Raw genomic sequence first — 23721 nt, 5'->3', positions numbered from 1 at the left:
CGATAATAAGCGGTTTACCCGATCTGGAATTCGCCATGATCCTGGTCACTGGCGGCGCCGGCTTCATCGGCGCCAACTTCGTGCTCGACTGGCTGGCCCACGGCGACGAGCCGGTGCTCAACCTCGACCTGCTCACCTACGCGGGCAACCTCGAGAACCTCGCGTCCATCGAGAACCACCCCGGCCACCGCTTCGTGCGGCTCGACATCTGCGAGCGCGACACGGTACTGGGGCTGCTGCGCGAGCACCGGCCGCGGGCGATCGTGCACTTCGCCGCCGAGAGCCATGTCGACCGCTCCATCCATGGCCCGGCCGCCTTCATTCGCACCAACATCGAGGGCAGCTTCTCGCTGCTCGAGGCGGCCCGCGAGCACTGGGGCGCGCTGCCCGAGGCCGAGAAGGCGGCCTTCCGCTTCCTGCATGTGTCCACCGACGAGGTCTACGGGTCGCTCGGCCCCGGCGATCCGGCCTTCGCCGAGACCACGCCCTACCAGCCCAACAGCCCCTACTCCGCCTCCAAGGCCGCCTCCGACCACCTGGTGCGGGCCTGGCACCACACCTACGGTCTGCCCACGCTCACCACCAACTGCTCGAACAACTACGGGCCGCTGCAGTTCCCCGAAAAACTCATCCCCCTGATGATCGGCAATGCGCTGGCGGGCAAGCCGCTGCCGGTCTACGGCGACGGCCTGAATGTGCGCGACTGGCTCTATGTCGGCGATCACTGCGCTGCCATCCGCCGGGTGCTGCAGGCCGGCCGCCCGGGCGAGACCTACAACATCGGCGGCAACCAGGAGATGACCAACATCGCCGTGGTGCGCGAGCTCTGCCGCCTGCTCGACGAGCTGCGCCCCGACCCGGCCGGCCCGCGCACCCGCCTCATCACCCATGTGCGCGACCGGCCCGGCCACGACCGCCGCTACGCGATCGACGCCCGCAAGATCGCCGGCGAACTCGGCTGGCAGCCCGCCGAGACCTTCGCCTCGGGGCTTCGCCGCACCGTGGCCTGGTACCTGGACAACCCGGGCTGGGTCGAGCGCATCACCTCCGGCCGCTACACCGAGTGGATCAGCCGCAACTACGGCGCGCGCTGAGCGCCTGAAAGGCTTCGCATGAAAGGCATCATCCTCGCCGGCGGCTCCGGCACCCGGCTGCACCCGGTCACCCAGGTGGTGTCCAAGCAGCTGCTGCCGGTGTACGACAAGCCGATGGTCTACTACCCGCTGTCCACGCTGATGCTCGCCGGCATCCGCGAGATCCTGATCATCTCCACCCCGCAGGACACGCCGCGCTTCGAGCAGCTGCTCGGCGACGGCTCGCGCTGGGGCCTGAGCCTGAGCTACGCGGTGCAGCCCTCGCCCGACGGGCTGGCGCAGGCCTTCCTGATCGGCGAACGCTTCATCGATGGCTCGCCCTGCGCGCTCATCCTCGGTGACAACATCTTCTACGGCCACGACATGGCCACCGACCTCACCGAGGCCGCGCAGCGCCGCCAGGGCGCCACGGTGTTCGCCTACGCGGTGCAGGATCCGGAGCGCTACGGCGTGGTGGAGTTCGATGCCGCCGGCCGCGCCGTCAGCCTCGAGGAGAAGCCGGCGCGGCCGAAGTCGCGCTACGCGGTCACCGGCCTGTACTTCTACGACCCGCAGGTGGTCGAGGTGGCGCGCAGCCTCAAGCCCTCGGCGCGCGGCGAACTCGAGATCACCGATCTCAACCGGGTCTACCTCGAGCGCGGCCAGCTCGAGGTGAAGGTGATGGGCCGCGGTCACGCCTGGCTCGACACAGGCACCCACGAGTCGCTGATCGAGGCCTCGCTGTTCGTGCAGACCCTGGAGAAGCGACAGGGCCTGAAGATCGCCTGCCCCGAAGAGATCGCCTACCGGATGGGCCTGATCGACGCCGCGGCGCTCGAGCAGCTCGCCGCACCGCTGGCCAAGAGCGGCTACGGGCAGTACCTGCTCGGCCTGCTGCGCGAACGCATCTTCTGAGCCCGGGGCTGCCCTCATGAACATCCTGCCCACCCGCCTGCCCGGCGTGCTCCTGATCGAGCCCCGGGTGTTTGGCGATGACCGCGGCTTCTTCTTCGAAAGCTTCAACGCCCGCGCCTTCGCCCAGGCCACCGGCGTGACCGCCGACTTCGTGCAGGACAACCACTCGCACTCCGCGCGCGGTGTGCTGCGCGGGCTGCACTACCAGATCGAGCAGCCGCAGGGCAAGCTGGTGCGCGCCGTCACCGGCGAGGTCTTCGATGCGGTGGTCGACCTGCGCCGCAGCTCGCCCACCTTCGGGCACTGGGAGGGCTTCATCCTCTCGGCCGAGAACAAGCGCATGCTCTGGGTGCCGCCGGGCTTCGGCCACGGCTACTTCGTGCTCTCCGAGCGCACCGATTTCCTCTACAAGACCACCGACTACTACGCCCCGCAGCACGAACGCTGCGTGCTCTGGTCGGATCCGGCGGTGGGCGTGCGCTGGCCGCTCGCGCCGGGGCAGCAACCGGTGCTCTCGGCGAAAGACCAGGTCGGCCTGGCGCTGGCCGACGCGCCGCTCTATCCCTGATCATGCGCATCCTGATCACCGGCACCGCCGGCCAGGTCGGCCACGCCCTGCGCGATGAGCTCGCAGGACTGGGCGAGCTCATCGCCGCCGACCGCTCGGTGCTCGACCTGAGCGCGCCACCCGAGCAGATCCGCGCGCGGGTGCGCGCGCTGGCCCCGCAGCTGATCATCAATCCCGCGGCCTACACCGCAGTGGACCGCGCCGAGCAGGAACCGCTGCTGGCGCAGGCGGTCAACGCCGTCGCCCCTGGCGCGCTGGCCGAAGTGGCGCACGAGCTGGACTGCCCGCTCGTGCACTTCTCCACCGACTATGTCTTCGATGGCAGCGGGCAGGCACCCTGGCAGGAGGACGACCCCTGCCAACCGCTCAGCGTCTACGGCCGAACCAAGCACGACGGCGAGCTCGCCGTGGCCGCCAGCGGCGCAAGACACCTCGTGCTGCGCACCAGCTGGGTCTACAGCCTGGGCGGGCGCAACTTCCTCGCCACCATGGCGCGGCTGGCCGGCGAGCGCGCCGAGTTGCGGGTGGTCGACGACCAGTTCGGTGCGCCCACCACCAGCCTGGCGATCGCCCGCGCCACCCGTGGACTGGTCACGCCGCTGCTTGCCGGCGGCGGCCCTGCCTCGGGGGTGTACCACCTGAGCTGCGCCGGAAGGGTGTCGTGGTGCGGCTTTGCCCGGGCCATCATGGACCGTCTGCCGCGGGTGCGCGCCGCGCTGGGCATGCCGCCCTGCGCAGCGCCGCAGGTCACGCCGATCGGCACGGCCGACTACCCCACGCCCGCCCGCCGTCCCGCGAATTCGGTGCTGTCCAATCGGAAGCTGACGCAGGCCACCGGCATCGCCCTGCCGCACTGGGAAGCGGCGCTCGACGACCTGCTCGACACCGCGGGCTGATCCGCCTCGGGCAAGCCCGCCGCCACCGCCGGTTCGCCCCTGGGAAGGGCGGCGTAGACCCGAGGTCCGCGCTCAGACCCGCCCGCCCCCAGCCGCCCGCCGGCCGCGCCACGCAGTCACGGTCACCCCCACCGCCGCCGCACCGCAGAGCGTGAACAGCGCCGCCCCCCAGAGCGCGAAAGGCACGCCCAGCCAGGGCAGATTGGCCTCCTGGCAGGGGGCATCCGGCATGAAGAGCCAGGGTGCGATCTCGTGCAGGCCAGCGGCCATGATGATCTTCTCCGCAAAGCTCACGCCGCAGGCGTCGCTGCGCGCGGCCACGAAGTGCTGATGCAGCGCCGCGGCCAGCCCGGCGGCCGAGAGCGCCACCCCGATCAGCCCGGCCCCGAGCCAGGCAGCGCGCACCCGGGCAAGCGAACCCGCCCCCGCCACCAGGATGATCGCCAGGCACACCAGACGCTGCAGCACGCACCACGCGCAGGGCCGCATGTCCCAGCCATGCTGAAGAAGCAGCGCCAGCAGCAGGGCGGCCGCGGCCAGCGCGGCCATGGCTCCCAGCAGGCGCCGCGGCTCGGCAATCATCCGGCGAACATGTCCTTCCAGATGGTCTGGGCCCAGGCATTGGCGTAGACCCCCTCGAGCACATTGGGCGCAGACGAGAGCCCGCCAGCGCCGGCCACCGCCTCCATGGTCTTCTTCTCGGCCGAGTAGCGGTGCACCGAGGCGACATGCACCACATTGCGGTCGTCGATGAAGCTGTAGCAGGTGTTGGCCATCATCTGCGGCTGCGGCGTGCGCCCGCTCAACGACTCGACGATCGCCGCGGCGGCCGCCTTGCCGTGCTGGTTGGCCATGTGGCCCGACTTGGGCATGGCCGGCGCCGACAGCGTGGCATCCCCGAGCACATGCACCCCCGGCGCCGCCGTGGACTCCATGCTCACCCAGTCGACCTGGCACCAGCGGTTATTGGCGTTGATCAGGCCGGCCTTGCGCGCGATCTCGCCGGCCGCCTGCGGCGGGATCACATTGAGCACATCGGCCCGCACGCGGTCGCCGATCTCGGTGATCGCCGTGCGCCCGCGCGCATCGATCTCGGTGACATTGCTGTTGGGCCGGTACTCGACGATGCCGGCATAGGTCTCGGTGAAGGCCTTCGTGAACAGGCCCTTCTTGGAGATGATTTCGGGATTGGCGTCGAGGATGATGACCTTCGAGCGCGGCTTGCTCGCCTTGAAGTAGCTGGCCACCTGGCAGGCCCGCTCGTAGGGACCGGGCGGGCAGCGGTAGGGCGCCAGCGGAATGCTCATCACGAAGACCCCGCCATCAGGCATGGCCTCGAGCTGGCGACGCAGTTCCACCGTCTGGGGGCCGGCCCTCCAGGCGTGCAGCACGGTCTTCTGCGCCTCGGCGTCCAGCCCCTGGATGGCACCGAAGTTGAAGTCGATGCCGGGTGCCACCACGAGACGGTCGTAGCTCTGATCGGCGATCTTGCCGAGCACCACGCGCTTGCGCGCGGCATCGATCGCGGAGACCTCATCGCTGATCACCACCACGCCCTGCTCGCGCAGGCCCTGGTAGCTGACGGTGAGATCCTCGATCTTGCGCGAGCCGCCGATCACCAGGTTGGAGAGCGGGCAGGAGACGAACTGCGGGTTGCGGTCGATCAGCATCACCTCCAGGCCCGGGCCGCCCCAGAGCTTGAGGTAGCGGGCGGCCGTGGCGCCGCCGAAACCGGCGCCGATCACCATCACCTTGCCCAGCCGGGCGGGCGGTGGCGGCGCAGGCGGCGTGATGGCGCAGGCGCTCAAAGCGCCGAGAGCGCCGACGGAACCCAGCGCCTGGAGGGCGCGGCGACGATTGCGGTCATGCGGGCTCATGGCGGGCTCCTAGCGGACGGGCTTGATCTGGGAAAAGTAATCGGCCATCCGGGCGATCTGCTCGTCGGTATAACCTTTGGCCAGCTGGTGCATGATCGTGGCCTGCCGCGTGCCGCTGCGGAAGGCATTCATCTGCTCGATGAAATAGCCGCGCGACAGGCCTGCCAGGCCGGGCATGCCACCGCCGGCCGACGCGCGGCCCTCGGTGCCGTGGCAATTCGCGCAGTTAGCGGCCAGGTAGCGGGCGTCCTGTGCCTGCGCAGGCGCCGCCCAGGCCAGGCTCAGCGAGGCAATGGCCGCCAGCGCGGCCAGTCGGTGGGTCATGGTGTGGTCTCCGTTGCGGTTGCGGATCGATCTGGGCGCCGGCGCCGCGGCGCAGCAGCGCATCGCGGGCAGGACTCCAGCCGGAAAGATACGCCAGAAGTGCAACGCGGGCCCCGAGGCCCGCGTTGTGGGGGCGGTCAAGCGCCGGTGTCAGGCCTGCACCACCTCGGCCTGCTCCTCGCCATCGCCACCGGTCACGGTGGGGATGACCGCACCATCGGCAAACGACAGGGTGACGTTCTCCTGCTCGTCGAGATCGACCACCACCTTGCCGCTACCCACCAGCCGACCGAACAGCAGCTCGTCGGCCAGCGCCTTGCGGATGGTGTCCTGGATCAGGCGCTGCATGGGCCGCGCACCCATGAGCGGATCGAAGCCCTTGGCGGCCAGCATCTTGCGCAGACGATCCGAGAAGATCGCCTCGACCTTCTTCTCGTGCAGCTGCTCTTCGAGCTGGATGAGGAACTTGTCGACCACGCGCATGATGATCTCTTCATCGAGCGCGCGGAAGCTGATGATCGAGTCCAGGCGGTTGCGGAACTCGGGCGTGAACAGACGCTTGATCTCGACCATCTCGTCGCCCGCCTGACGGGTGTCCGAGAAGCCGATGGAGCGCTTCTGCAGATCGGCTGCGCCCGCGTTGGTGGTCATGATGATGATCACATTGCGGAAGTCGGCCTTGCGCCCGTTGTTGTCGGTGAGGGTGCCGTGGTCCATCACCTGCAGCAGGATGTTGAAGATGTCCGGATGCGCCTTCTCGATCTCGTCGAGCAGCAGCACCGCGTGCGGCTTCTTGGTGATGGCCTCGGTGAGCAGACCGCCCTGATCGAAGCCGACATAGCCCGGGGGCGCGCCGATCAGCCGGCTGACCGCATGCCGCTCCATGTACTCGGACATGTCGAAACGGATGAGCTCGATGCCCATGATGAAGGCCAGCTGCTTGGCGACCTCGGTCTTGCCCACCCCGGTGGGGCCGGAGAACAGGAAGGCGCCGATCGGCTTGTCGGGCTTGCCCAGACCCGAGCGCGACATCTTGATGGCCGCGGCCAGGGCCTCGATGGCCTTCTCCTGGCCGAACACCACGTTCTTCAGGTCGCGATCGAGATGCTGCAGCTTGCTGCGATCGTCGGACGAGACCGAGGCCGGCGGGATGCGGGCGATCTTGGCGACGATGTCCTCGATCTCGTTCTTGCCGATGACCTTCTTCTGCCGGCTCTTGGGCAGGATGCGCTGGGCGGCGCCGGCTTCGTCGATGACATCGATCGCCTTGTCGGGCAGATGGCGGTCATTGATGAACTTGGCGGCCAGCTCGGCCGCCGCCGACAGCGCGGAGGAGGAGTACTTGACGCCGTGGTGCTCCTCGAAGCGGGTCTTCAGGCCGCGCAGGATCTGCACGGTCTGCTCCACCGAGGGCTCGTTGACATCGATCTTCTGAAAGCGGCGCGACAGCGCGTGGTCTTTTTCGAAGATGCCGCGGTACTCGTTGTAGGTGGTGGCGCCGATGCACTTCAGCTGCCCCGACGACAGCGCCGGCTTGAGCAGGTTGGAGGCATCGAGCGTGCCGCCGGAGGCCGAGCCCGCGCCGATCAGGGTGTGGATCTCGTCGATGAACAGGATCGCGTGCTGGGCGCTCTTGAGCTGCTTGAGCACGGTCTTGAGCCGCTGCTCGAAGTCGCCGCGGTACTTGGTGCCGGCCAGCAGCGAGCCCATGTCGAGCGAATAGACGGTGGCATCGGCCAGCACCTCGGGCACGTCGCCCTGGGTGATACGCCAGGCCAGGCCCTCGGCGATGGCGGTCTTGCCGACCCCGGCCTCACCCACCAGCAGCGGGTTGTTCTTGCGGCGGCGGCAGAGCACCTGGATGACGCGCTCCACCTCGTGCTCGCGACCGATCAGCGGATCGATGCGGCCCTCGCGGGCCATGGCATTGAGGTTCTGGGTGAACTGCTCGAGCGCGCCCTGCTGCCCGGCAGCACCGGCCTCCTGCTCGGCCTCGGGCGCCTCTTCCTTGGGCGGCTCCTTGGGCTGCGGATTCTTGGTGATGCCGTGCGAGATGTAGTTGACGACATCGAGACGCGTGATGCCCTGCTGGTGCAGGTAGTAGACCGCGTGCGAGTCCTTCTCGCCGAAGATGGCGACCAGCACATTGGCGCCGGTGACCTCCTTCTTGCCGTTGGAGGTGGACTGCACATGCATGATGGCCCGCTGGATGACCCGCTGGAAGCCCAGGGTGGGCTGCGTGTCGATCTCCTCGGTGCCCGGCACGACCGGCGTGTTCTCCTTGATGAAGGAGGTCAGGCTCTTGCGCAGGTCGTCGATGTTGGCCGCACAGGCGCGCAGCACCTCGGCCGCCGACGGATTGTCGAGCAGGGCGAGGAGCAGGTGCTCGACGGTGATGAACTCATGGCGCTGCTGCCTCGCTTCCACGAAGGCCATGTGCAGACTGACTTCCAGTTCCTGGGCGATCATGCTTCCTCCATCACGCACTGCAGCGGGTGCTGGTGCTGGCGTGAGTAACTGCTCACAAGTTCGACCTTCGTGGCGGCGACGTCCCGTGGGAAGACGCCACACACCCCGCGCCCCTCGCGATGCACCTTCAGCATCACCTGGGTGGCCTTTTCACGGCCCATGCCGAAAAACCGCTGCAACACGCTGACGACGAACTCCATGGGAGTGTAGTCGTCATTGAGGATGAGAACCTGATACATCGGCGGCGGCTTGAGCCTGGACTCCTGCCGTTCCGCCACGGTGGAGGGATCGTGCCTTGTCGCCATGAATCGATTCTAACCAGTCAGCAGAGTACCGCAAGGCGAACCTGACGAAGCGCGTGAGGCCGCCGGCCATCGGTTGATCGGAAGCGGGTGGCTGGAGCCGAAGGGTTTTGCACGCCGCAACCATCACCCACCGTGACTTCGGCGCCACCCGCGACACCGGTTCGCGCCTTGACTTTGCCTGAGCTTTGCAAAAGAATCCCTGCGGTCACTGAGGTTTAGCTTTGCTTGGGTGTCGGGCCGCCTTGCCGGCACCGGGCCGGTATCTTCAAGCTGTCAAGCTGGCGAATTCTGATGTGAGCAGATGTGAGGGCGGCCCGAGCGTCCTGCAAGTGCGCGGGTCATTGGATGATTTTCGTGGGATGGCTTGATATGGCTACCGGTACGGTTAAGTGGTTCAATGACGCCAAGGGGTATGGTTTCATCACCCCCGATGATGGCGGTGAGGATCTCTTCGCGCACTTCAGCGCGATCCAGATGAACGGATTCAAGAGCCTCAAGGAAGGACAGAAGGTGCAGTTCGAGGTGGTCAGCGGCCCGAAGGGCAAGCAGGCCTCGAACATCCAGGCTTCCTGATGACGGTGGTCAGGCTGCGCCTGACCACCTGCCCCCCCCTCTGACAGGACGCGGGGGTGTTTTTAGACCGGGCGCGATCAGGCGCCGGCGAATGCGAAGTCCACTTCGGGCTTCAGGCCACTGACGATGCGGGCGATGCTGCGGCCGGAGCCACACGCATGGGTCCAGCCGAGCGTGCCGTGGCCGGTGTTCAGGAACAGGTTGGGCAGCCGGGCGCGCCCGATGATCGGCACGTTGCTCGGCGTGGCCGGGCGCAGGCCGGTCCAGAACTGCGCGCGGGAGGTGTCGCCTGCGCCCGGAAAGAGCTGCTCCACCCGGCGCACGATCGCCTCGCAACGCACGCGATTGAGGTCGCGGTCATAGCCGTTGAGTTCGGCCGTGCCGGCGATACGCAGCCGGTCGCCGAGCCGCGAGAACACCAGCTTGTATTCGTCATCGGTCAGCGACACCTGGTGCGCCATCGACGCATCCTTCACCGGCAGCGTCACCGAGTAACCCTTGGCCGGGTAGATCGGCAGCGAGATTCCCAGGGGTCGGGCATAGAGCGGCGACAGGCTGCCCATCGCCAGCACATAGGCATCGGCGCGCAGGCGCTGGAAGCGGCCTTCGCTGTCGGTGGCTTCGATGTGATCGATCGATCCACCCGCCTCGCGCAGCGCGGTGATGGTGTGGCTCATCAGGAAGCGCACGCCGTCGGCCTCACAGTGGCGCACCAGTTCCCGCGCGAAGCGGTTGGCATCGCCCGACTCGTCTTCGGCGGTGTAGGTGGCGCCGGCAAGCTGCGAGCGGATGTGGCGCAGCGCGGGCTCGATGCGCACCGCCTCGTCGGCCGAGATCACGCGCCGGTCGCAGCCGAGCTCGCGCATCTGCGCCGCGGGCCCCTCTGCGCCGTCGAACTCCTTGCGGCTGGTGTAGAAGTGCAGGATGCCCTGGGTGCGCTCGTCGTAGGCGATGCCGATGTCACGCCGCAACTGCTGCAGGACCGCGCGGCTGTAGGTGCCCAGACGCACGATCTGGGCGATGTTGTGGCGGGTGCGCGCAGGCGAGCATTCGCGCAGGAAGCGAAGCCCCCAGAGCCACTGGCGCATGTCGGAGCGGATGCGGAACAGCAGCGGCGCATCCTCCCGGCCCAGCCAGCGCAGCACCTTCAGTGGCGCGCTGGGGTTGGCCCAGGGCTCGGCGTGGCTGACCGAGATCTGCCCGCCGTTGGCGAAGCTGGTTTCGGCCGCGGGCGAAGCCTGGCGGTCGACAACTGTGACCTCGTGGCCGAGCTGCCGCAGGAAGTAGGCGGAGGTGACGCCGAGCAGGCCGGCGCCGAGGACGATGACTTTCATGGGGAGACTCCTGACGAGACTGACGGGCCACCTTGCGGGTGACCCGTGTGCCGCTCCCCCTGTCCTTGGTACCTGAGAGATTCGGCGCGGACTTGGGTCCGTGCCTTGCTCCTTCGGTGCGTCACCGGGGTGACGGCTCTCCAGACGGCGTTGGTATGGTGCAGTACGGAACCTGAGCGTTCATGGGAGTTTGCGCCTTCGGTGGTCCCGGCCTGGGCCGGGACGCTCTCCTGCGGGTGACTGTCAAGCTGCCGTGGCGACCTCTGCGGTTGGCGTTGTTGCTGTGGTGACGCTGGCGGCGAACGGCCCCATCGCCCGGGTGACCCTCACGGCAGACGGCGAGGAAGGCCTGCCGACCGCTACTGAGGCTGCAGATTGATCTGGCGGGCGATGCCGCGGTAGCGGGCGGTCTCGGTCTCGAAGAAGCGGGCCGACTCGGCCAGCGACATCGGCGCGGCGGCAACCTGGGTCTGTGCGGCGAGCTGGGTGCGCACCGTGGGGTTCTGGAGGGCTTTGCCGATCGCCTCGTGGAGGCGGGCCACCACCGGCTCGGGGGTCTGGCGAGGCACCATCACCCCGCTCCAGATCTTGTAGGAGAACTGCGGCAGCATCTGCCCCTCCGCCACGGTGGGCACCTGCCGCAACAGCTCGGAGCGTTGCAACCCCAGCTGTCCGATCACCTTGAGCCGGCCCTGATCGGCCAGCGCACCCATCGCCGCGCTGTAGACCAGCACCGCAAAATCCACCTGACCGCCCGCCAGATCCTGAAGCAGCGGCGCATTGCCCTTGTACGGCACATGCGAGAACCGGGTGCCGGTGACCGACTGAACATTCTCCATGATCAGGTGATAGAGCGATCCCACGCCCACGCTGCCATAGAGCAGCGGCTTGTCGCCGGAGCGGCGGGCGAGCGCGATCAGCTCGTCCACGGTGTTCACCCCCAGGTCCTTGCGGGTGACGAACACCATCACCGCATCGGCCACGGGATGCACCAGGCGGAAATCCTCGGTTCTGAGGCGCACTGCCGCGTTGGCCAGGGGCGAGAGGATCACCTCGTTGGGCGACCCCTGGAACAGCAGTTGCCCATCGGCGGGGGCTGCCAGCACCTTCTGCGCGGCCAGGGCACCGCTGACCCCGCCAAGGTTCTCGACCAGCACCGGCTGGCCGAGCTCGCGGGCGAGCGCTCCGTTGATGATGCGGGCGATCGCGTCGGAAGGGCCGCCCGCCGGGTACGGAACCATCAGGCTCACGGGCTTGACGGGATAGGTCTGCGACAGTGCCGGCGCGGCGCCGACGAAGAGACCGGCCAGCAGGCCGAGGCAGGTCGAGAGAAGGCGTCGGGCCATGGCAACTCCCTGGGGGCAGCGGGTTGTAAGCGGGTGAAGCCAATCTAGGTCCGCCGCGATGCCAAGTCCAATGCATTGTTTTTTGCCGATCGATGAGTTTTGATATGTACCAGGAGGATCATCGACCATGACCCTGGTGCAACTGCGGCACCTCATCTCGCTCGCCCAGACCGGTTCCTTCAGCCGCTCCGCGACGGCGCTCTTCCTGACCCAGCCCGCCCTGAGCCGCAGCATTCGCGCGCTGGAGGCCGAGCTCGGGCAGCCGCTGTTCGACCGGATCGGCCGGCGCACCGAGCTCACCCCGTTCGGCCGAGAAGCGCTGGCTCGCGCCCAGGATCTGGTGCTCGCGGCCACCGACCTTCGTGACAGCGCCCGCTTCGCCGGCGACGCCCAAGGGGGCGTGCTGCGTGTCGGCATGGGCTCGGGGCCGGGCGCGCTGCTGATGACGCCCCTGCTGCTCGCGATGGCGCGGGAGCGCCCTCGACTACAGCTGAGCATCGCCCGCGGCGGCACCGCGCCCTTGCTGCAGGCGCTGCGCGAGCGCGAACTCGACGCGCTGGTGGTCGATGCCCGCTCGCTGCGCCCGGCGCCCGATCTCGCCGCCGAGACCCTGCTGGAATTGCCCGGGGCCTTCATGGTCCGGCGCGGACATCCGCTCGCGCCGCGGCGCCGGGTGCGGTTCGATGAGATCCTGCGCCATCCGATCGCCTCCACCCCTCTCTCGGACGAGGTGGCGCGGGTGCTGGTCGAGCGCTACGGCCCGGCCGCCGACCCCGCGGCCTGCGTGACCCTGCGCTGCGAGGAAATACCCAGCCTGATCGACGTGGCCCGACGCAGCGACGCCGTGGTGCTGGCCATCGAGGCGGCCGCACCCGACCTGGTGCCCCTGCGCCTCGATCCACCGCTGGCCGCCACCGCGCGCTTCGCCCTGGTGATGCTGCGCCGTCGTACGCCGCCCCCGGCACTGGCCAGCCTGCGCGCGCGCATCGCGACGCTGGCGGCCGACGCCGCCAGCGCCCGCGGCGGTTCCCCCGAAAAAAAACCCCGAGCCGGGGGCGCCAGGTCGGGGTCCTGAGCCGGACGGCGCCAGACGGCGCCGGCGCCTCACATGTTGTCGATCATCACCTGACCGAAGCCGGAGCAGGACACCTGCGTGGCGCCCTCCATGAGGCGGGCGAAGTCATAGGTGACCTTCCTGCTGGCGATCGACTTCTCCATGGACGAGATGATGAGGTCGGCCGCCTCGACCCAGCCCATGTGGCGCAGCATCATCTCGGCCGACAGAATCTCGGAACCCGGATTGACATAGTCCTTGCCGGCGTACTTCGGCGCGGTGCCGTGCGTGGCCTCGAAGCAGGCCACCGAGTCGCTCATGTTGGCGCCCGGGGCAATGCCGATGCCCCCGACCTGCGCGGCAAGCGCATCCGACACATAGTCGCCGTTCAGATTCAGCGTGGCGATGACCGAATACTCCGCCGGCCGCAGCAGGATCTGCTGCAGGAAGGCGTCGGCGATGCTGTCCTTGACCACGATCTCGCGGCCGGTACGCGGGTTCTTGAACTGACACCAGGGGCCGCCGTCGATCGGCTGGGCGCCGAACTCGCGCTGGGCCAGGGCGTAGCCCCAGTCACGGAAGCCACCCTCGGTGAACTTCATGATGTTGCCCTTGTGCACCAGGGTGACACTGGGCTTGTCGTTGTCGATGGCGTACTGGATGGCCTTGCGCACCAGGCGCTCGGTGCCCTCCCGCGAAACCGGCTTGATGCCGATGCCGGAGGTCTCGGGGAAGCGGATCTTCTTGACGCCCATCTCGTCGATCAGGAACCGGATCAGCTTGCGGGCCTTGTCGGACTCGGCCTCGTACTCGATGCCGGCATAGATGTCCTCGGAGTTCTCCCGGAAGATGACCATGTTGGTCTTCTCGGGCTCCTTCAGGGGCGAGGGGACGCCCTTGAAGTACTGGATCGGCCGCAGGCAGACATACAGATCGAGTTCCTGGCGCAGGGCGACGTTCAGCGAGCGGATGCCGCCACCCACCGGGGTGGTGAGCGGTCCCTTGATCGACACCACATACTCGCGCAGCGCGTGCAGGGTCTCCTCGGGCAGCCAGACATCGGGACCATAGACCTTGGTGGACTTCTCGCCCGCGAAGATCTCCATCCAGTGGATGCGACGCTTGCCGGCATAGGCCTTGGCCACGGCGGCATCGACCACCTTGATCATCACCGGGGTGATGTCGAAGCCGGTTCCGTCACCTTCGATGTAGGGAATGATCGGGTTGTCGGGAACCTGGAGCGAGAAGTCGGCATTGACCTTGATCTTCTCGCCGCTGGCCGGAATCTTGATGTGCTTGTACATGGTTGGGGCACCCCTGAAGAGACGCTCGGTGGTTTTCTGCTGCGTGACCCGATTATAGTCCGCCGCCCGCAGGCGGCCGGATCCACGCCCGAGGAACCGGATTGCCCCGTCCCCGACCGGACGCGCGGTCTGTTGCAAAACCGCCACCCCGGACTCGCTCGGCGTCGGGCTCGGGCTACACTCCGCGCTCTCGTGTCAACGGACCGCTTCCGAGTGCGTTACAGGAGAGGACCGCAAGGTCCCTTTCAATCCATCAAAACCATCCGAGGATGCCATGACCAAACTGATCGCCGCTCTGATCGCCGCCATGTTCGCCACCGGCGCCGTCTACGCCCAGGACAAGAAAGACGAGAAGAAGCCGGCTCCCGCCGCCGCCAAGAAAGACGAGAAGAAAGCCGAAGCCAAGAAGTAATCGACACTTCGGTCGATCAAAGGCAGGGGTTCTCCCCTGCCTTTTTTCATGGTGCCGCCGCCGGTTGCGCGGCGTTGTCCGGCCCCCGGAGACCGCGCGCATGAGAATCAACCCGTCTGCCTGGCTGCTTGCCGCGGCCCTGCTGCTGTGCGGCGCAACGCCCGCCACCGCCCAGAACGATCCCGCGAACGCCCGTCCCCAGACGCTTCCCAGCGTCGAACTGCAGGCGGGCATCCATCTGATCAGGGCCGAGGTTGCCGCCGACTTCGCCACACGGGCCCGCGGTCTCATGTACCGCGACGCGCTGGCGCCCAATCACGGCATGATCTTCGTGTTCGAGGATCGCTCGCGCCAGTGCTTCTGGATGCGAAACACCCGGATTCCGCTGTCGGCAGCGTTCATCGATGACGCCGGGCGCATCGTCAACATCGCCGACATGCAGCCCTTCAGCGACGACAGCCACTGCTCGGCCAAGCCGGTGCGCTATGTGCTGGAAATGGAGCAGGGCTGGTTTGCCCGGCGAGGCTTGAAGGAGGGGAGCCGCCTGAGCGGCCCCAGGGGCATGTTCCAGCCCGACTGACGCGAGCGGGCTTGCCGGGCGCCGAAGCGCCCGGGCAAACAGGGCTCAGGCGAAGTTGCGGGCAGCGAAATCCCAGTTCGCCAGGCTGTTCAGGAAAGTCTCGACGAACTTCGGCCGGGCATTCCGGTAATCGACATAGTAGGCATGCTCCCAGACATCGATGGTGAGCAGCGCCTTGTCGGCCCCGGTGAGGGTGGTGCCGGCGTTGGAGGTGTTGGCAATGTCGACTGAGCCGTCGGGCTTCTTGACCAGCCAGGTCCAGCCGGACCCGAAGTTGCCCACCGCGCTCTTGGTGAAGGCCTCCTTGAAGGCTGCGAACGAACCCCACTTGCGGTTGATGGCGTCAGCCAGGGCCCCGGTGGGCTCGCCGCCGCCGGCGGGCTTCATGCTGTGCCAGAAGAAGGTGTGGTTCCACACCTGGGCGGCGTTGTTGAACACGCCACCGGACGACTTGCGGACGATGTCCTCAAGGCCCAGGGACTCGAACTCGGTGCCCTTGATCAGGTTGTTCAGGTTGGTGACATAGGCCTGATGGTGCTTGCCGTGGTGGTACTCGAAGGTTTCCTTGGAGATGTGCGGCGCGAGCGCATCGGCGGCATAGGGCAGCGGCGGCAGGGTGTGTTCCATGGGGCGTCCTGTGGGCAAGAGGTTGGATGAGCCGCGGGGGCTGGGCGAGCCCGCGATTCTAGGCCAGAAGGCCAGCGGCTCTCAACGCAATCCGCGCGGCTCGGGGGGACTCGACGACAGCACGGTCAGATCGAGCGCCCCGTCGGCCAGCGCCGCGCGCAGCTGCTCGCCAGCCGGCACCTCGGCTGCGCGACGCACCACCGAGCCGTCGGCCCGCTGCAGGATCGCGTAGCCGCGGGCCAGCACGGCCCGCGGGCTGACCAGTTCGAGCTGTTGCGCCATGCCCTGGAGCCGGTCGGTGCGCCCGAGCAGTGCACGGTCAAGCGCCAGAGTGAGCCGCTGGACATCCGACGCGAGGCGCTGGCGGGCAGAAGCCCAGTCGGGCGGCCGCAGACGAGCCATCGCATGGTCGAGCCGGCGTTCGCTGCGATCGAAGCGCTGAAGGCCGGCCCGGTGCAGCCGCCCGGCGAGTCCCTCGAGGGCCTGGACACGCAAGGCCCACTGGGCCGAGGGCGATCGCAGGCGCCCCGCAGCCATGTCGAGCCGCTGCTCGCGGGTGTCGAGCGATCGCTGGGCAGCCCGACCGAGGCGGCCGGCGGTCTGGACGAGAGCGCCGAGGAGGTCGTCGCGACGCGGCGTGGCCAACACCGCGGCCGCGGTCGGCGTGGGCGCGCGCAGGTCGGCGACGAAGTCGGCAATGGTGGTGTCGGTCTCATGGCCGACGCCGCTCACCACCGGCAGGGGGCTGGCGGCGATCGCCCGGGCCAGCGCTTCGTCGTTGAAGGCCCAGAGATCCTCGATCGAGCCGCCGCCGCGCACCAGCAGCAGCAGATCGCACTCGGCGCGGCGCGCGGCGACGCCCAGCGCCCGGATCAGCGCGCCGGGCGCGTCGGCGCCCTGCACCGGGGCGGGGTACAGGACGACCTCGATGTGCGGCGCACGGTCGCGCAGCACCGCGAGCACATCGCGCAGGGCCGCCGCCTGGGGCGAGGTGATCACGCCGATGCGCCGCGGATGGGCCGGCAGCGCGCGCCTGCGCTCCGGCGCCAGCAGGCCCTCGGCGAGCAGGCGGTCACGGATGCGCAGGAACTGCTGGTGCAGGTCGCCGGCACCGGCTCGGCGCAGCTGCTCGACCCCGAGCTGGAAGTCGCCCCGCGGCTGATAGAGCCCCGCCAGGCCGCGCGCCTCGACCCGGTCGCCCTCGCGTGGCTGGAAACCCACGGCCTGCGCCTTGTGCCGGAACATCACGCAGCGCACCTGGGCAGCGGCGTCCTTGAGGGTGAAGTACCAGTGGCCGCTGGCTGCCCGGGTGAGATTGGAGATCTCGCCACCGACCCAGACCGAGGGCAGACCGGATTCGATCAGGCCGGCGACCATCCGGTTGAGCTGGCTGACGGTGATGACGGCACCGCCCCGGCCGGCGCCTTCCCCGGAGGATTCAGCAGCCATGCGGGATTTCAGACGGCGGCTGTCCACATGGGCCAGCGCCGAAGGACGCCGTCGACAGACCCCGCCGGAAGCAATGGAAATTCGTGCAAGGCATTGTTTTATAATGTTTTTATTGATGCGGAAAATTTCGGCAGACCGTCTGGAGCACCGAATGACGCGGGTTTCGGCCGGGCGGGGCCGGGATATCCACATCTTTGTCCACAGGTTTTGTTGACAGATCATAGCGCCGGCTGACGGCTGCCAGTGCCGCCGGCCGGGCAACTTGCCCGCGCCATCGGAAACACCGGACAATGCCGGGCAACTCAGTCCTCGACCGCGGAGCCCTCCCTTGTTTTCCCTGATCCAGGCGGCCGGCTGGCCGGTGTGGTTCCTGATCCTGGCATCGGTGGTGGCGGTTGCGCTCATCGTCGAGCGCGCGCTGTCGCTGAAGCGATCCCGGGTCGCGCCGCCGCGCCTGCTGGAGGATGTGCTCGCCATGCATCGAGCCCAGCAGATCACCCCGGAAATGATCCAGAAGCTCGAGGGCAGTGCACCGATCGGCCGGATCTTCGCCGCCGGGCTGCGTCATGAATTCGCGCCCCGGGAAGTGATCAAGCAGGCGATGGAGGAGACCGGCCGGGCGGTGGCCCACGAGCTCGAGAAGTACCTCTCGGCGCTGGGCACGGTGGCCTCGATGGCCCCGCTGATGGGCCTGTTCGGCACCGTGGTCGGCATGATCGAGATCTTCGGCGCCCAGGCGCCGGCTGGCACCAACCCGCAGCAGCTCGCCCATGGCATCTCGGTGGCGCTCTACAACACCGCGTTCGGACTCATCATCGCGATACCGGCCATGATCGCCTACCGCCACTTCCGAGCGCGGGTGGACGGGCTGCTCATCGAGATGGAACAGCAGTCGGTCCGTCTGCTCGATGCGATCCGGATGCATCACGAGCAGGCAAGGGCGGCGCGCGCCGAGGCGGCCGCCAAGCCGCGTGCCTGAGCCGTGAGCGCCCGATGAACTTCCGCCGCAGTTCGCCCCGGGACGAGCCCGAGATCAACTTCATTCCGTTGATCGACCTGCTGCTGGTGATCCTGATCTTCCTGATGGTCACCACCACCTACACCCGCTTCACCGAGCTCGGCGTCAACCTGCCCTCGGCGGGTGCGGATAAGCCGGCCGAGCGCCCGCGCGAACTGATGGTGACCGTCTCGGCCGAGGGCCGCTACGCGATCGAGGACAAGGTGCGGGCCTACGACAGCCCGGGTGGCTTCGCGCAGGCGCTGCAGCGTGCCGCCGGCGGCCGCGGCGACGTCACCCTGGTGATCAACGCCGACGCCGGCGCAAGCCACCAGTCGGTGGTCAATGTCCTGGAAGCGGCGCGGCTTGCCGGCCTGAATCGGGTCACCTTCGCCGCCCAGGCAGCCGGCACCGGACAGCGCTGAGCGCGGCACGATGCCGCCGCCCTCCCCCGAGCGGATCCGCCTCCGCCTGGAGTCCTGGCTGCTGCAGCGCTGGTTCGGATCGCCTTCGCGCCCCCCTGACTGGCTGGACCGCTGCCTGCTGCTGCCGCTCAGCGGCCTGACCCGATGGGTCAGCCGCCGACGACGGGCGGGCGTGCTGCGTCTGGCACCCAACCTCCGGCCGGCGATCGTGGTGGTGGGCAATCTGGTGGTCGGCGGCACCGGCAAGACGCCGCTCACCGCGGAACTCGCCCGCACGCTGGCAGCGCGGGGATGGCGGGTGGGCATCATCGCGCGGGGCCACCGCGCACATCGCACCGACCCCCGTCTGGTGGGCGCGACCGGGGATGCCCGCGAGCACGGCGACGAACCCGTGCTGCTCGCCCGCGCCAGCGGTGTGCCGGTGGCCTGCGCGCCGCGCCGCGCGCAGGCGCTGGCGCTGCTGATGAGCACCCATCCCGACACCGGGATCGTGTTCAGCGACGACGGCCTGCAGCACCCCGGACTGGCCCGCACGCTGGAGATCGCGGTATTCGACCAGCGCGGCGCCGGCTTCGGCCGCCTGCTGCCGGCGGGTCCGCTGCGCGAGCCGCTTGCCCACCTCGCTGACATGGACGCGCTGGTCTGGCGCCTGCCCGACGATCTGCCGGAGGCGCTCGCCCCGCAGCCGGCAGCCCTCACGATCGAGCCCGCTGCCGGATTGCCGACGCCGGGCTCAACGCTGTACGCCACCCCGTTGCCCGATCGCCAGTTCACCTTCCGGTTGCGGGCGGGCGACTGGCACCCGGTCGGACCGCCCGATGCGCGTGCGCGGCCCGACCGGACCGGGCCGGCAGCGCCGCCCCGGCCGACGCTGTCCCCTGCGCAGTTCGCGCAGACCTGCCGCGGACGGCGGGTCCATGCCCTGGCCGGGATCGCGCAACCCGAGCGCTTCTTCGCCCTGGCCCGCAGCCTCGGCCTGAGCCTCGAGAGCACCGTCGCGCTCCCGGACCACGGGCTCGCCGACCCCACGCTGCTGCCCCCGCAGGCCGAGGTGATCGTCATGACCGCCAAGGACGCCGTAAAATTCGAGCCGTTCGACGACCCGCGCTGCTGGTATCTCGAGGTGCGGGCGCACCCCGACCCGGCGCTGGTCGACTGGCTGGAGGACAGGCTGCGTGGACCATCGACTGATTGACATCCTGGTGTGCCCCCTGTGCAAGGGACCGCTGCGGCTCGAGCGCGAGGCGGCCGAACTGGTCTGCCCGCGTGACCGGCTCGCCTTCCCGATTCGCGACGGCATCCCGGTGATGCTCGAGGAGGAGGCCCGCCGCCTCGCCGAATGAGGCCTGGCAACGGCCGCGCCGATCCATGAAGGACACCGCCATTCCCGCCTTCACCGCGCTGATTCCGGCCCGCATGGCCTCGAGCCGGCTGCCCGGCAAGCCGCTGGCCGACATCGGCGGCCTGCCGATGATCGTTCGGGTGGCGCAGCGTGCGGCCCTCAGCGGCGCATCGCGCGTGGTGGTGGCCACCGACTCGGTCCTGGTCGGGCAGGCCTGCGCCGCCCACGGTGTGGCCCATGTCATGACGCGCGAAGACCATGCCTCCGGCTCCGATCGCCTGGCCGAGGCGGTCGAGCGCCTGGGCCTCGCCGACGAGGCGGTGGTGGTCAACCTCCAGGGCGACGAGCCGCTGATCGAGCCGGCCGTGCTGGCGCAGGTCGCCCGGGCCCTCGCCGACCAGCCCGACTGCCCGATGGCCACCGCCGCGCACCCGATCGAGACCTGCGCCGACTACCTCAACCCGAATGTCGTCAAGGTGGTGCTCGATGCCCGCGGGCGGGCGCTGTACTTCTCGCGCGCGCCCATCCCGTTCGAGCGCGACGCGCTCGCCGGCCTGTCGGCCGGGAGCGATGCCGCGCTCTCGCTGGCACTGCGGGCGGTGCCGGTGCTGCGTCATGTGGGCCTGTACGCCTACCGGGCCGGCTTCCTGCGCGGCTATCCCGCCATGCCGCGTTCGCCGCTCGAGGCGATCGAGTCGCTGGAGCAGCTGCGTGCGCAGTGGCACGGTCACCCGATCGCGGTGATCACCCTCGAGAGCGCACCCGCGCCGGGGGTGGACACCCCGGCTGATCTCGAGCGGGTTCGCGCCCTGGTGGCCACGGGCGCGGTTTGACCCTGGGGCGGCTTTGACGATACCTTTCCGGGCGGAAAGCCGCGCAGCAGCCCATTGACGCCGTGTGTCGGCGCCCACGCGCAGGCCCGCACGATGTCCCGCCAACACACTTCCAGGTTGCATTCATGCGATTGATCCTCCTCGGGCCGCCGGGCGCAGGCAAGGGCACCCAGGCCGCCTACATCAAGGAGAAGTTCCGCATCCCGCAGATCTCCACCGGCGACATGCTCCGGGCGGCGGTCAAGGCGGGCACGCCGCTCGGCGTGGCCGCCAAGAAGGTCATGGACTCCGGTGGCCTGGTGTCCGACGACATCATCATCGGCCTGGTCAAGGACCGCCTGGCCGAACCCGACTGCCGTGACGGCTACCTGTTCGACGGCTTCCCGCGCACCATCCCCCAGGCCGACGCCATGAAGGCGGCCGGCGTGGCCATCGACTTCGTGCTCGAGATCGATGTGCCCGATACCGAGATCATCGAGCGCATGAGCGGACGCCGGGTGCATGTCGGCAGCGGCCGCACCTACCATGTGCGCTTCAATCCGCCGAAGGTCGAGGGCAGCGACGACATCACCGGCGAGCCGCTGATCCAGCGCGACGACGACCGCGAAGACACGGTGCGCAAACGCCTCGAGGTCTACCACGCGCAGACCAGCGTGCTGGTGGGCTATTACGGGCAGTGGGCCGCCAGCGGCGCGCCGGGCGCCCCCGCCTACCGCAAGATCGCGGGCATCGGCCCGGTCGAAACCATCCGCGATCGGGCCTTCGAGGCCCTGCGCTAGTCCGGTTTCAGCCGAGCGCTCCGCGTCGCGGGCGCCTCGGCTTGCCAACGCGACGGGCGTTTGCGCAGAATCGCGTGCCCGTCAGACGGCTTCCCAGTTCCAATCCACAATAAAACGCAGGAGAGAGTCCGATGTCAGCAGTCTCAACAGGCCTGTGGTTCGCCCTGGTCTGCGGTGTGGTCGCCGTCATCTATGGCATCGCCACAAGCCGCACCATCCTGGCACTGCCCGCCGGCAATGCGCGCATGCAGGAGATCGCCGCTGCCATCCAGGCCGGCGCGCAGGCCTATCTGAACCGCCAGTACCGCACCATCGGCATCGTCGGCGTGGTGCTCTTCTTCGTGCTGGGCCTGGTTCCCGGCCTGGGCTGGCCCACCGCGATCGGCTTCGCGCTGGGCGCGATCCTGTCGGGCGCGGCCGGCTACATCGGCATGAACGTGTCGGTGCGCGCCAATGTGCGTACCGCCCAGGCGGCCACCCAGGGCCTGAACCAGGCGCTCGATGTCGCCTTCAAGGGCGGCGCGATCACCGGCATGCTGGTGGTAGGCCTGGGTCTGCTGGGCGTGGCCGGCTACTACGCGGTGCTCGGCGGCGTCGGTGCCAAGGGCGCCGATCTGCACACCGTGCTCAAGCCGCTGGTGGGCCTGGCCTTCGGCTCGTCGCTGATCTCGATCTTCGCCCGGCTGGGCGGCGGCATCTTCACCAAGGGCGCCGATGTGGGCGCCGACCTGGTCGGCAAGGTGGAAGCCGGCATTCCCGAGGACGACCCCCGCAACCCCGCGGTGATCGCCGACAACGTGGGCGACAACGTCGGTGACTGCGCGGGCATGGCGGCCGACCTGTTCGAGACCTACGCCGTCACCCTGATTGCCACCATGCTGCTCGGCGCACTGATGGTCAAGGGCGTCGAGGGCCAGGCGGTGATCTACCCGCTGGTGCTCGGCGGCTTCTCGATCATCGCGTCGATCATCGGCGTGATGTTCGTCAAGGCCTCGCCTGGCGGCAAGATCATGAACGCGCTGTACAAGGGCCTGGTGGTGGCGGGCGTGATCGCGGTGATCGCGGCCTATCCGATCACCGCCTGGGTGTTCGGCGGCGCCGACCTGGCCGCCAGCGGCCTGTCGGTGATGAACCTCTGGCTGTGCACGGTGGTGGGTCTGGTGCTCACCGGCCTGATCGTCTGGGTGACCGAGTACTACACCGGCACCGAGTACCACCCGGTGCGCTATGTGGCGCAATCGTCCACCACGGGTCATGCCACCAACATCATCGCCGGCATCGCCGTGTCGATGAAGTCCACCGCCTGGCCGGTGCTGATGGTCTGCGCGGCGATCCTCGCCTCGTTCGGCCTCGGCGGCCTGTATGGCGTGGCGGTGGCCGCCACCTCCATGCTGTCGATGGCGGGCATCGTGGTTGCGCTCGACGCGTACGGTCCGATCACCGACAACGCCGGCGGCATCGCCGAGATGGCCGAACTGCCCTCGTCGGTGCGCGACATCACCGATCCGCTGGACGCGGTGGGCAACACCACCAAGGCGGTCACCAAGGGCTACGCCATCGGCTCGGCGGGTCTGGCCTCGCTGGTGCTGTTTGCCGACTACACCCACGGGCTCGAATCGGTGGGCATCCCCACCGTGTTCGACCTGTCGAACCACATGGTGATCGTCGGCCTGTTCATCGGCGGCCTGATCCCCTATCTCTTCGGCGCGATGGCCATGGAGGCGGTGGGACGCTCGGCGGGTTCGGTGGTGGAGGAGGTGCGTCGCCAGTTCCGCGAGATCAAGGGGATCATGGAAGGCACCGCCAAGCCCGATTACAGCAAGGCGGTCGATCTGCTCACCACCGCGGCGATCAAGGAGATGATCATCCCCTCGATCCTTCCGGTGCTGGTGCCGGTGCTGGTGGGCCTGATCCTCGGCCCGCAGGCGCTCGGCGGCCTGCTGATGGGCACGATCGTCACCGGCCTGTTCGTGGCCATCTCCATGTGCACCGGCGGCGGCGCCTGGGACAACGCCAAGAAGTACATCGAGGAAGGCAACCACGGCGGCAAGGGCTCCGACGCGCACAAGGCCGCGGTTACCGGTGACACCGTGGGCGATCCCTACAAGGACACCGCCGGCCCGGCGGTCATCATCGGCCTGTTCATCGGCGGTCTCGTGCCGTACCTGTTCGGTGCGATGGCGATGGAGGCCGTGGGCCGCGCAGCGCGCTCGGTGGTCACCGAGGTGCGCCGCCAGTT

General features: G+C 68.7%; 25 protein-coding genes and 1 riboswitch. Of the genes, 15 read left to right on the top strand and 10 right to left on the bottom strand.

Annotated features, from left to right (window positions below; all coding sequences use genetic code 11):
• Positions 1-35: 35 nt before the first annotated feature.
• Genes rfbB through rfbD form a run of 4 tightly spaced genes read left to right on the top strand, consistent with a single transcriptional unit; the run spans position 36 to position 3452 of the window.
• The gene (gene rfbB / locus AC2H6A_RS04375; protein WP_484271918.1) at positions 36-1094 is read left to right on the top strand and encodes a dTDP-glucose 4,6-dehydratase; all 1059 of its coding nucleotides are present in this window, start codon (positions 36-38) and stop codon (positions 1092-1094) included.
• An 18-nt stretch (positions 1095-1112) separates the two neighbouring features.
• The gene (gene rfbA / locus AC2H6A_RS04370; RefSeq protein WP_484271917.1) at positions 1113-1988 is read left to right on the top strand and encodes a glucose-1-phosphate thymidylyltransferase RfbA; all 876 of its coding nucleotides are present in this window, start codon (positions 1113-1115) and stop codon (positions 1986-1988) included.
• 16 nt (positions 1989-2004) lie between these two features.
• Positions 2005-2556: a dTDP-4-dehydrorhamnose 3,5-epimerase gene (gene rfbC, locus AC2H6A_RS04365; protein ID WP_484271916.1), complete on the top strand. Its 552-nt coding sequence runs from the start codon at positions 2005-2007 to the stop codon at positions 2554-2556.
• A 2-nt stretch (positions 2557-2558) separates the two neighbouring features.
• Positions 2559-3452, top strand: a complete 894-nt coding sequence (rfbD, locus tag AC2H6A_RS04360; protein ID WP_484271915.1) for a dTDP-4-dehydrorhamnose reductase — start codon at positions 2559-2561, stop codon at positions 3450-3452.
• Positions 3453-3524: 72 nt separating this feature from the next.
• Here rfbD and AC2H6A_RS04355 read toward each other — a convergent pair whose 3' ends face one another.
• The 5 genes from AC2H6A_RS04355 to clpS form a co-directional block, all read right to left on the bottom strand.
• A complete protein-coding gene (locus AC2H6A_RS04355; protein WP_484271914.1) occupies positions 3525-4034 on the bottom strand; it encodes a disulfide bond formation protein B in 510 nt (169 codons plus the stop codon).
• The gene (locus AC2H6A_RS04350; protein WP_484271913.1) at positions 4031-5329 is read right to left on the bottom strand and encodes an FCSD flavin-binding domain-containing protein; all 1299 of its coding nucleotides are present in this window, start codon (positions 5327-5329) and stop codon (positions 4031-4033) included. The genes AC2H6A_RS04355 and AC2H6A_RS04350 overlap by 4 nt, the downstream gene beginning before the upstream one ends.
• A gap of 9 nt (positions 5330-5338) precedes the next feature.
• A complete protein-coding gene (locus AC2H6A_RS04345) occupies positions 5339-5653 on the bottom strand; it encodes a c-type cytochrome (RefSeq protein ID WP_484271912.1) in 315 nt (104 codons plus the stop codon).
• Between the two features lie 150 nt (positions 5654-5803).
• Positions 5804-8122 (bottom strand): ATP-dependent Clp protease ATP-binding subunit ClpA, encoded by a 2319-nt coding sequence (gene clpA / locus AC2H6A_RS04340; protein WP_484271911.1) that lies wholly within the window; start codon positions 8120-8122, stop codon positions 5804-5806.
• A complete protein-coding gene (gene clpS, locus AC2H6A_RS04335) occupies positions 8119-8427 on the bottom strand; it encodes an ATP-dependent Clp protease adapter ClpS (RefSeq protein ID WP_484271910.1) in 309 nt (102 codons plus the stop codon). The genes clpA and clpS overlap by 4 nt, the downstream gene beginning before the upstream one ends.
• A 369-nt stretch (positions 8428-8796) precedes the next feature.
• Between clpS and AC2H6A_RS04330 the strand changes: the two genes are divergently transcribed.
• Entirely contained in the window at positions 8797-9000 is a 204-nt protein-coding gene (locus AC2H6A_RS04330) for a cold-shock protein (protein WP_484271909.1), read from the top strand.
• Between the two features lie 77 nt (positions 9001-9077).
• Here AC2H6A_RS04330 and AC2H6A_RS04325 read toward each other — a convergent pair whose 3' ends face one another.
• Positions 9078-10334 (bottom strand): D-amino acid dehydrogenase, encoded by a 1257-nt coding sequence (locus AC2H6A_RS04325; protein ID WP_484271908.1) that lies wholly within the window; start codon positions 10332-10334, stop codon positions 9078-9080.
• Between the two features lie 49 nt (positions 10335-10383).
• Positions 10384-10488, bottom strand: a riboswitch (glycine riboswitch).
• 205 nt (positions 10489-10693) lie between these two features.
• A complete protein-coding gene (locus AC2H6A_RS04320) occupies positions 10694-11680 on the bottom strand; it encodes a tripartite tricarboxylate transporter substrate binding protein (protein ID WP_484271907.1) in 987 nt (328 codons plus the stop codon).
• A 127-nt stretch (positions 11681-11807) separates the two neighbouring features.
• Between AC2H6A_RS04320 and AC2H6A_RS04315 the strand changes: the two genes are divergently transcribed.
• Positions 11808-12755, top strand: a complete 948-nt coding sequence (locus AC2H6A_RS04315) for a LysR family transcriptional regulator (protein WP_484271906.1) — start codon at positions 11808-11810, stop codon at positions 12753-12755.
• 29 nt (positions 12756-12784) lie between these two features.
• Here the strand turns inward: AC2H6A_RS04315 and icd are convergent, their stop codons facing one another.
• The gene (gene icd / locus AC2H6A_RS04310) at positions 12785-14038 is read right to left on the bottom strand and encodes an NADP-dependent isocitrate dehydrogenase (RefSeq protein WP_484271905.1); all 1254 of its coding nucleotides are present in this window, start codon (positions 14036-14038) and stop codon (positions 12785-12787) included.
• 274 nt (positions 14039-14312) lie between these two features.
• Between icd and AC2H6A_RS04305 the strand changes: the two genes are divergently transcribed.
• Entirely contained in the window at positions 14313-14450 is a 138-nt protein-coding gene (locus AC2H6A_RS04305; RefSeq protein ID WP_484271904.1) for a hypothetical protein, read from the top strand.
• Positions 14451-14550: 100 nt separating this feature from the next.
• Positions 14551-15030, top strand: a complete 480-nt coding sequence (locus tag AC2H6A_RS04300; protein ID WP_484271903.1) for a DUF192 domain-containing protein — start codon at positions 14551-14553, stop codon at positions 15028-15030.
• A gap of 45 nt (positions 15031-15075) precedes the next feature.
• Here AC2H6A_RS04300 and AC2H6A_RS04295 read toward each other — a convergent pair whose 3' ends face one another.
• A complete protein-coding gene (locus tag AC2H6A_RS04295) occupies positions 15076-15657 on the bottom strand; it encodes a superoxide dismutase (RefSeq protein WP_484271902.1) in 582 nt (193 codons plus the stop codon).
• A gap of 81 nt (positions 15658-15738) precedes the next feature.
• Complete coding sequence (gene xseA, locus AC2H6A_RS04290) at positions 15739-17106, bottom strand: exodeoxyribonuclease VII large subunit (protein ID WP_484271901.1); 1368 nt, start codon at positions 17104-17106, stop codon at positions 15739-15741.
• 328 nt (positions 17107-17434) lie between these two features.
• Between xseA and AC2H6A_RS04285 the strand changes: the two genes are divergently transcribed.
• The 7 genes from AC2H6A_RS04285 to AC2H6A_RS04255 form a co-directional block, all read left to right on the top strand.
• Complete coding sequence (locus AC2H6A_RS04285) at positions 17435-18085, top strand: MotA/TolQ/ExbB proton channel family protein (RefSeq protein ID WP_484271900.1); 651 nt, start codon at positions 17435-17437, stop codon at positions 18083-18085.
• Positions 18086-18099: 14 nt separating this feature from the next.
• Positions 18100-18528 carry an ExbD/TolR family protein gene (locus AC2H6A_RS04280; protein WP_484271899.1) on the top strand — a complete coding sequence of 143 codons (429 nt, stop codon included), beginning with the start codon at positions 18100-18102 and terminating at the stop codon, positions 18526-18528.
• Positions 18529-18538: 10 nt separating this feature from the next.
• Positions 18539-19723, top strand: coding sequence for a tetraacyldisaccharide 4'-kinase (lpxK, locus tag AC2H6A_RS04275; RefSeq protein WP_484271898.1), 1185 nt, complete (start codon positions 18539-18541; stop codon positions 19721-19723).
• The gene (locus AC2H6A_RS04270) at positions 19704-19871 is read left to right on the top strand and encodes a Trm112 family protein (RefSeq protein WP_484271897.1); all 168 of its coding nucleotides are present in this window, start codon (positions 19704-19706) and stop codon (positions 19869-19871) included. The genes lpxK and AC2H6A_RS04270 overlap by 20 nt, the downstream gene beginning before the upstream one ends.
• Before the next feature lie 25 nt (positions 19872-19896).
• Positions 19897-20703, top strand: a complete 807-nt coding sequence (gene kdsB / locus AC2H6A_RS04265; RefSeq protein WP_484271896.1) for a 3-deoxy-manno-octulosonate cytidylyltransferase — start codon at positions 19897-19899, stop codon at positions 20701-20703.
• A gap of 125 nt (positions 20704-20828) precedes the next feature.
• On the top strand, positions 20829-21482 hold the full coding sequence (gene adk / locus AC2H6A_RS04260) for an adenylate kinase (RefSeq protein ID WP_484271895.1): 654 nt from the start codon (positions 20829-20831) through the stop codon (positions 21480-21482).
• A 131-nt stretch (positions 21483-21613) separates the two neighbouring features.
• The coding region (locus tag AC2H6A_RS04255; protein ID WP_484271894.1) for a sodium-translocating pyrophosphatase at positions 21614-23721 on the top strand (2108 nt) is incomplete at its 3' end.

The sequence above is a fragment of the Quisquiliibacterium sp. genome (assembly GCF_982640115.1).
This window is presented reverse-complemented; position numbering and strand designations above follow the sequence as displayed.

Bases quoted from the DNA above. Each gene is read 5' to 3' on its own strand.
- rfbB (WP_484271918.1), top strand. From the start codon at position 36: ATGATCCTGGTCACTGGCGGCGCCGGCTTCATCGGCGCCAACTTCGTG.
- rfbA (WP_484271917.1), top strand. From the start codon at position 1,113: ATGAAAGGCATCATCCTCGCCGGCGGCTCCGGCACCCGGCTGCACCCG.
- rfbC (WP_484271916.1), top strand. From the start codon at position 2,005: ATGAACATCCTGCCCACCCGCCTGCCCGGCGTGCTCCTGATCGAGCCC.
- rfbD (WP_484271915.1), top strand. From the start codon at position 2,559: ATGCGCATCCTGATCACCGGCACCGCCGGCCAGGTCGGCCACGCCCTG.
- AC2H6A_RS04355 (WP_484271914.1), bottom strand. From the start codon at position 4,034: ATGATTGCCGAGCCGCGGCGCCTGCTGGGAGCCATGGCCGCGCTGGCC.
- AC2H6A_RS04350 (WP_484271913.1), bottom strand. From the start codon at position 5,329: ATGAGCCCGCATGACCGCAATCGTCGCCGCGCCCTCCAGGCGCTGGGT.
- AC2H6A_RS04345 (WP_484271912.1), bottom strand. From the start codon at position 5,653: ATGACCCACCGACTGGCCGCGCTGGCGGCCATTGCCTCGCTGAGCCTG.
- clpA (WP_484271911.1), bottom strand. From the start codon at position 8,122: ATGATCGCCCAGGAACTGGAAGTCAGTCTGCACATGGCCTTCGTGGAA.
- clpS (WP_484271910.1), bottom strand. From the start codon at position 8,427: ATGGCGACAAGGCACGATCCCTCCACCGTGGCGGAACGGCAGGAGTCC.
- AC2H6A_RS04330 (WP_484271909.1), top strand. From the start codon at position 8,797: ATGGCTACCGGTACGGTTAAGTGGTTCAATGACGCCAAGGGGTATGGT.
- AC2H6A_RS04325 (WP_484271908.1), bottom strand. From the start codon at position 10,334: ATGAAAGTCATCGTCCTCGGCGCCGGCCTGCTCGGCGTCACCTCCGCC.
- AC2H6A_RS04320 (WP_484271907.1), bottom strand. From the start codon at position 11,680: ATGGCCCGACGCCTTCTCTCGACCTGCCTCGGCCTGCTGGCCGGTCTC.
- AC2H6A_RS04315 (WP_484271906.1), top strand. From the start codon at position 11,808: ATGACCCTGGTGCAACTGCGGCACCTCATCTCGCTCGCCCAGACCGGT.
- icd (WP_484271905.1), bottom strand. From the start codon at position 14,038: ATGTACAAGCACATCAAGATTCCGGCCAGCGGCGAGAAGATCAAGGTC.
- AC2H6A_RS04305 (WP_484271904.1), top strand. From the start codon at position 14,313: ATGACCAAACTGATCGCCGCTCTGATCGCCGCCATGTTCGCCACCGGC.
- AC2H6A_RS04300 (WP_484271903.1), top strand. From the start codon at position 14,551: ATGAGAATCAACCCGTCTGCCTGGCTGCTTGCCGCGGCCCTGCTGCTG.
- AC2H6A_RS04295 (WP_484271902.1), bottom strand. From the start codon at position 15,657: ATGGAACACACCCTGCCGCCGCTGCCCTATGCCGCCGATGCGCTCGCG.
- xseA (WP_484271901.1), bottom strand. From the start codon at position 17,106: ATGGCTGCTGAATCCTCCGGGGAAGGCGCCGGCCGGGGCGGTGCCGTC.
- AC2H6A_RS04280 (WP_484271899.1), top strand. From the start codon at position 18,100: ATGAACTTCCGCCGCAGTTCGCCCCGGGACGAGCCCGAGATCAACTTC.
- lpxK (WP_484271898.1), top strand. From the start codon at position 18,539: ATGCCGCCGCCCTCCCCCGAGCGGATCCGCCTCCGCCTGGAGTCCTGG.
- kdsB (WP_484271896.1), top strand. From the start codon at position 19,897: ATGAAGGACACCGCCATTCCCGCCTTCACCGCGCTGATTCCGGCCCGC.
- adk (WP_484271895.1), top strand. From the start codon at position 20,829: ATGCGATTGATCCTCCTCGGGCCGCCGGGCGCAGGCAAGGGCACCCAG.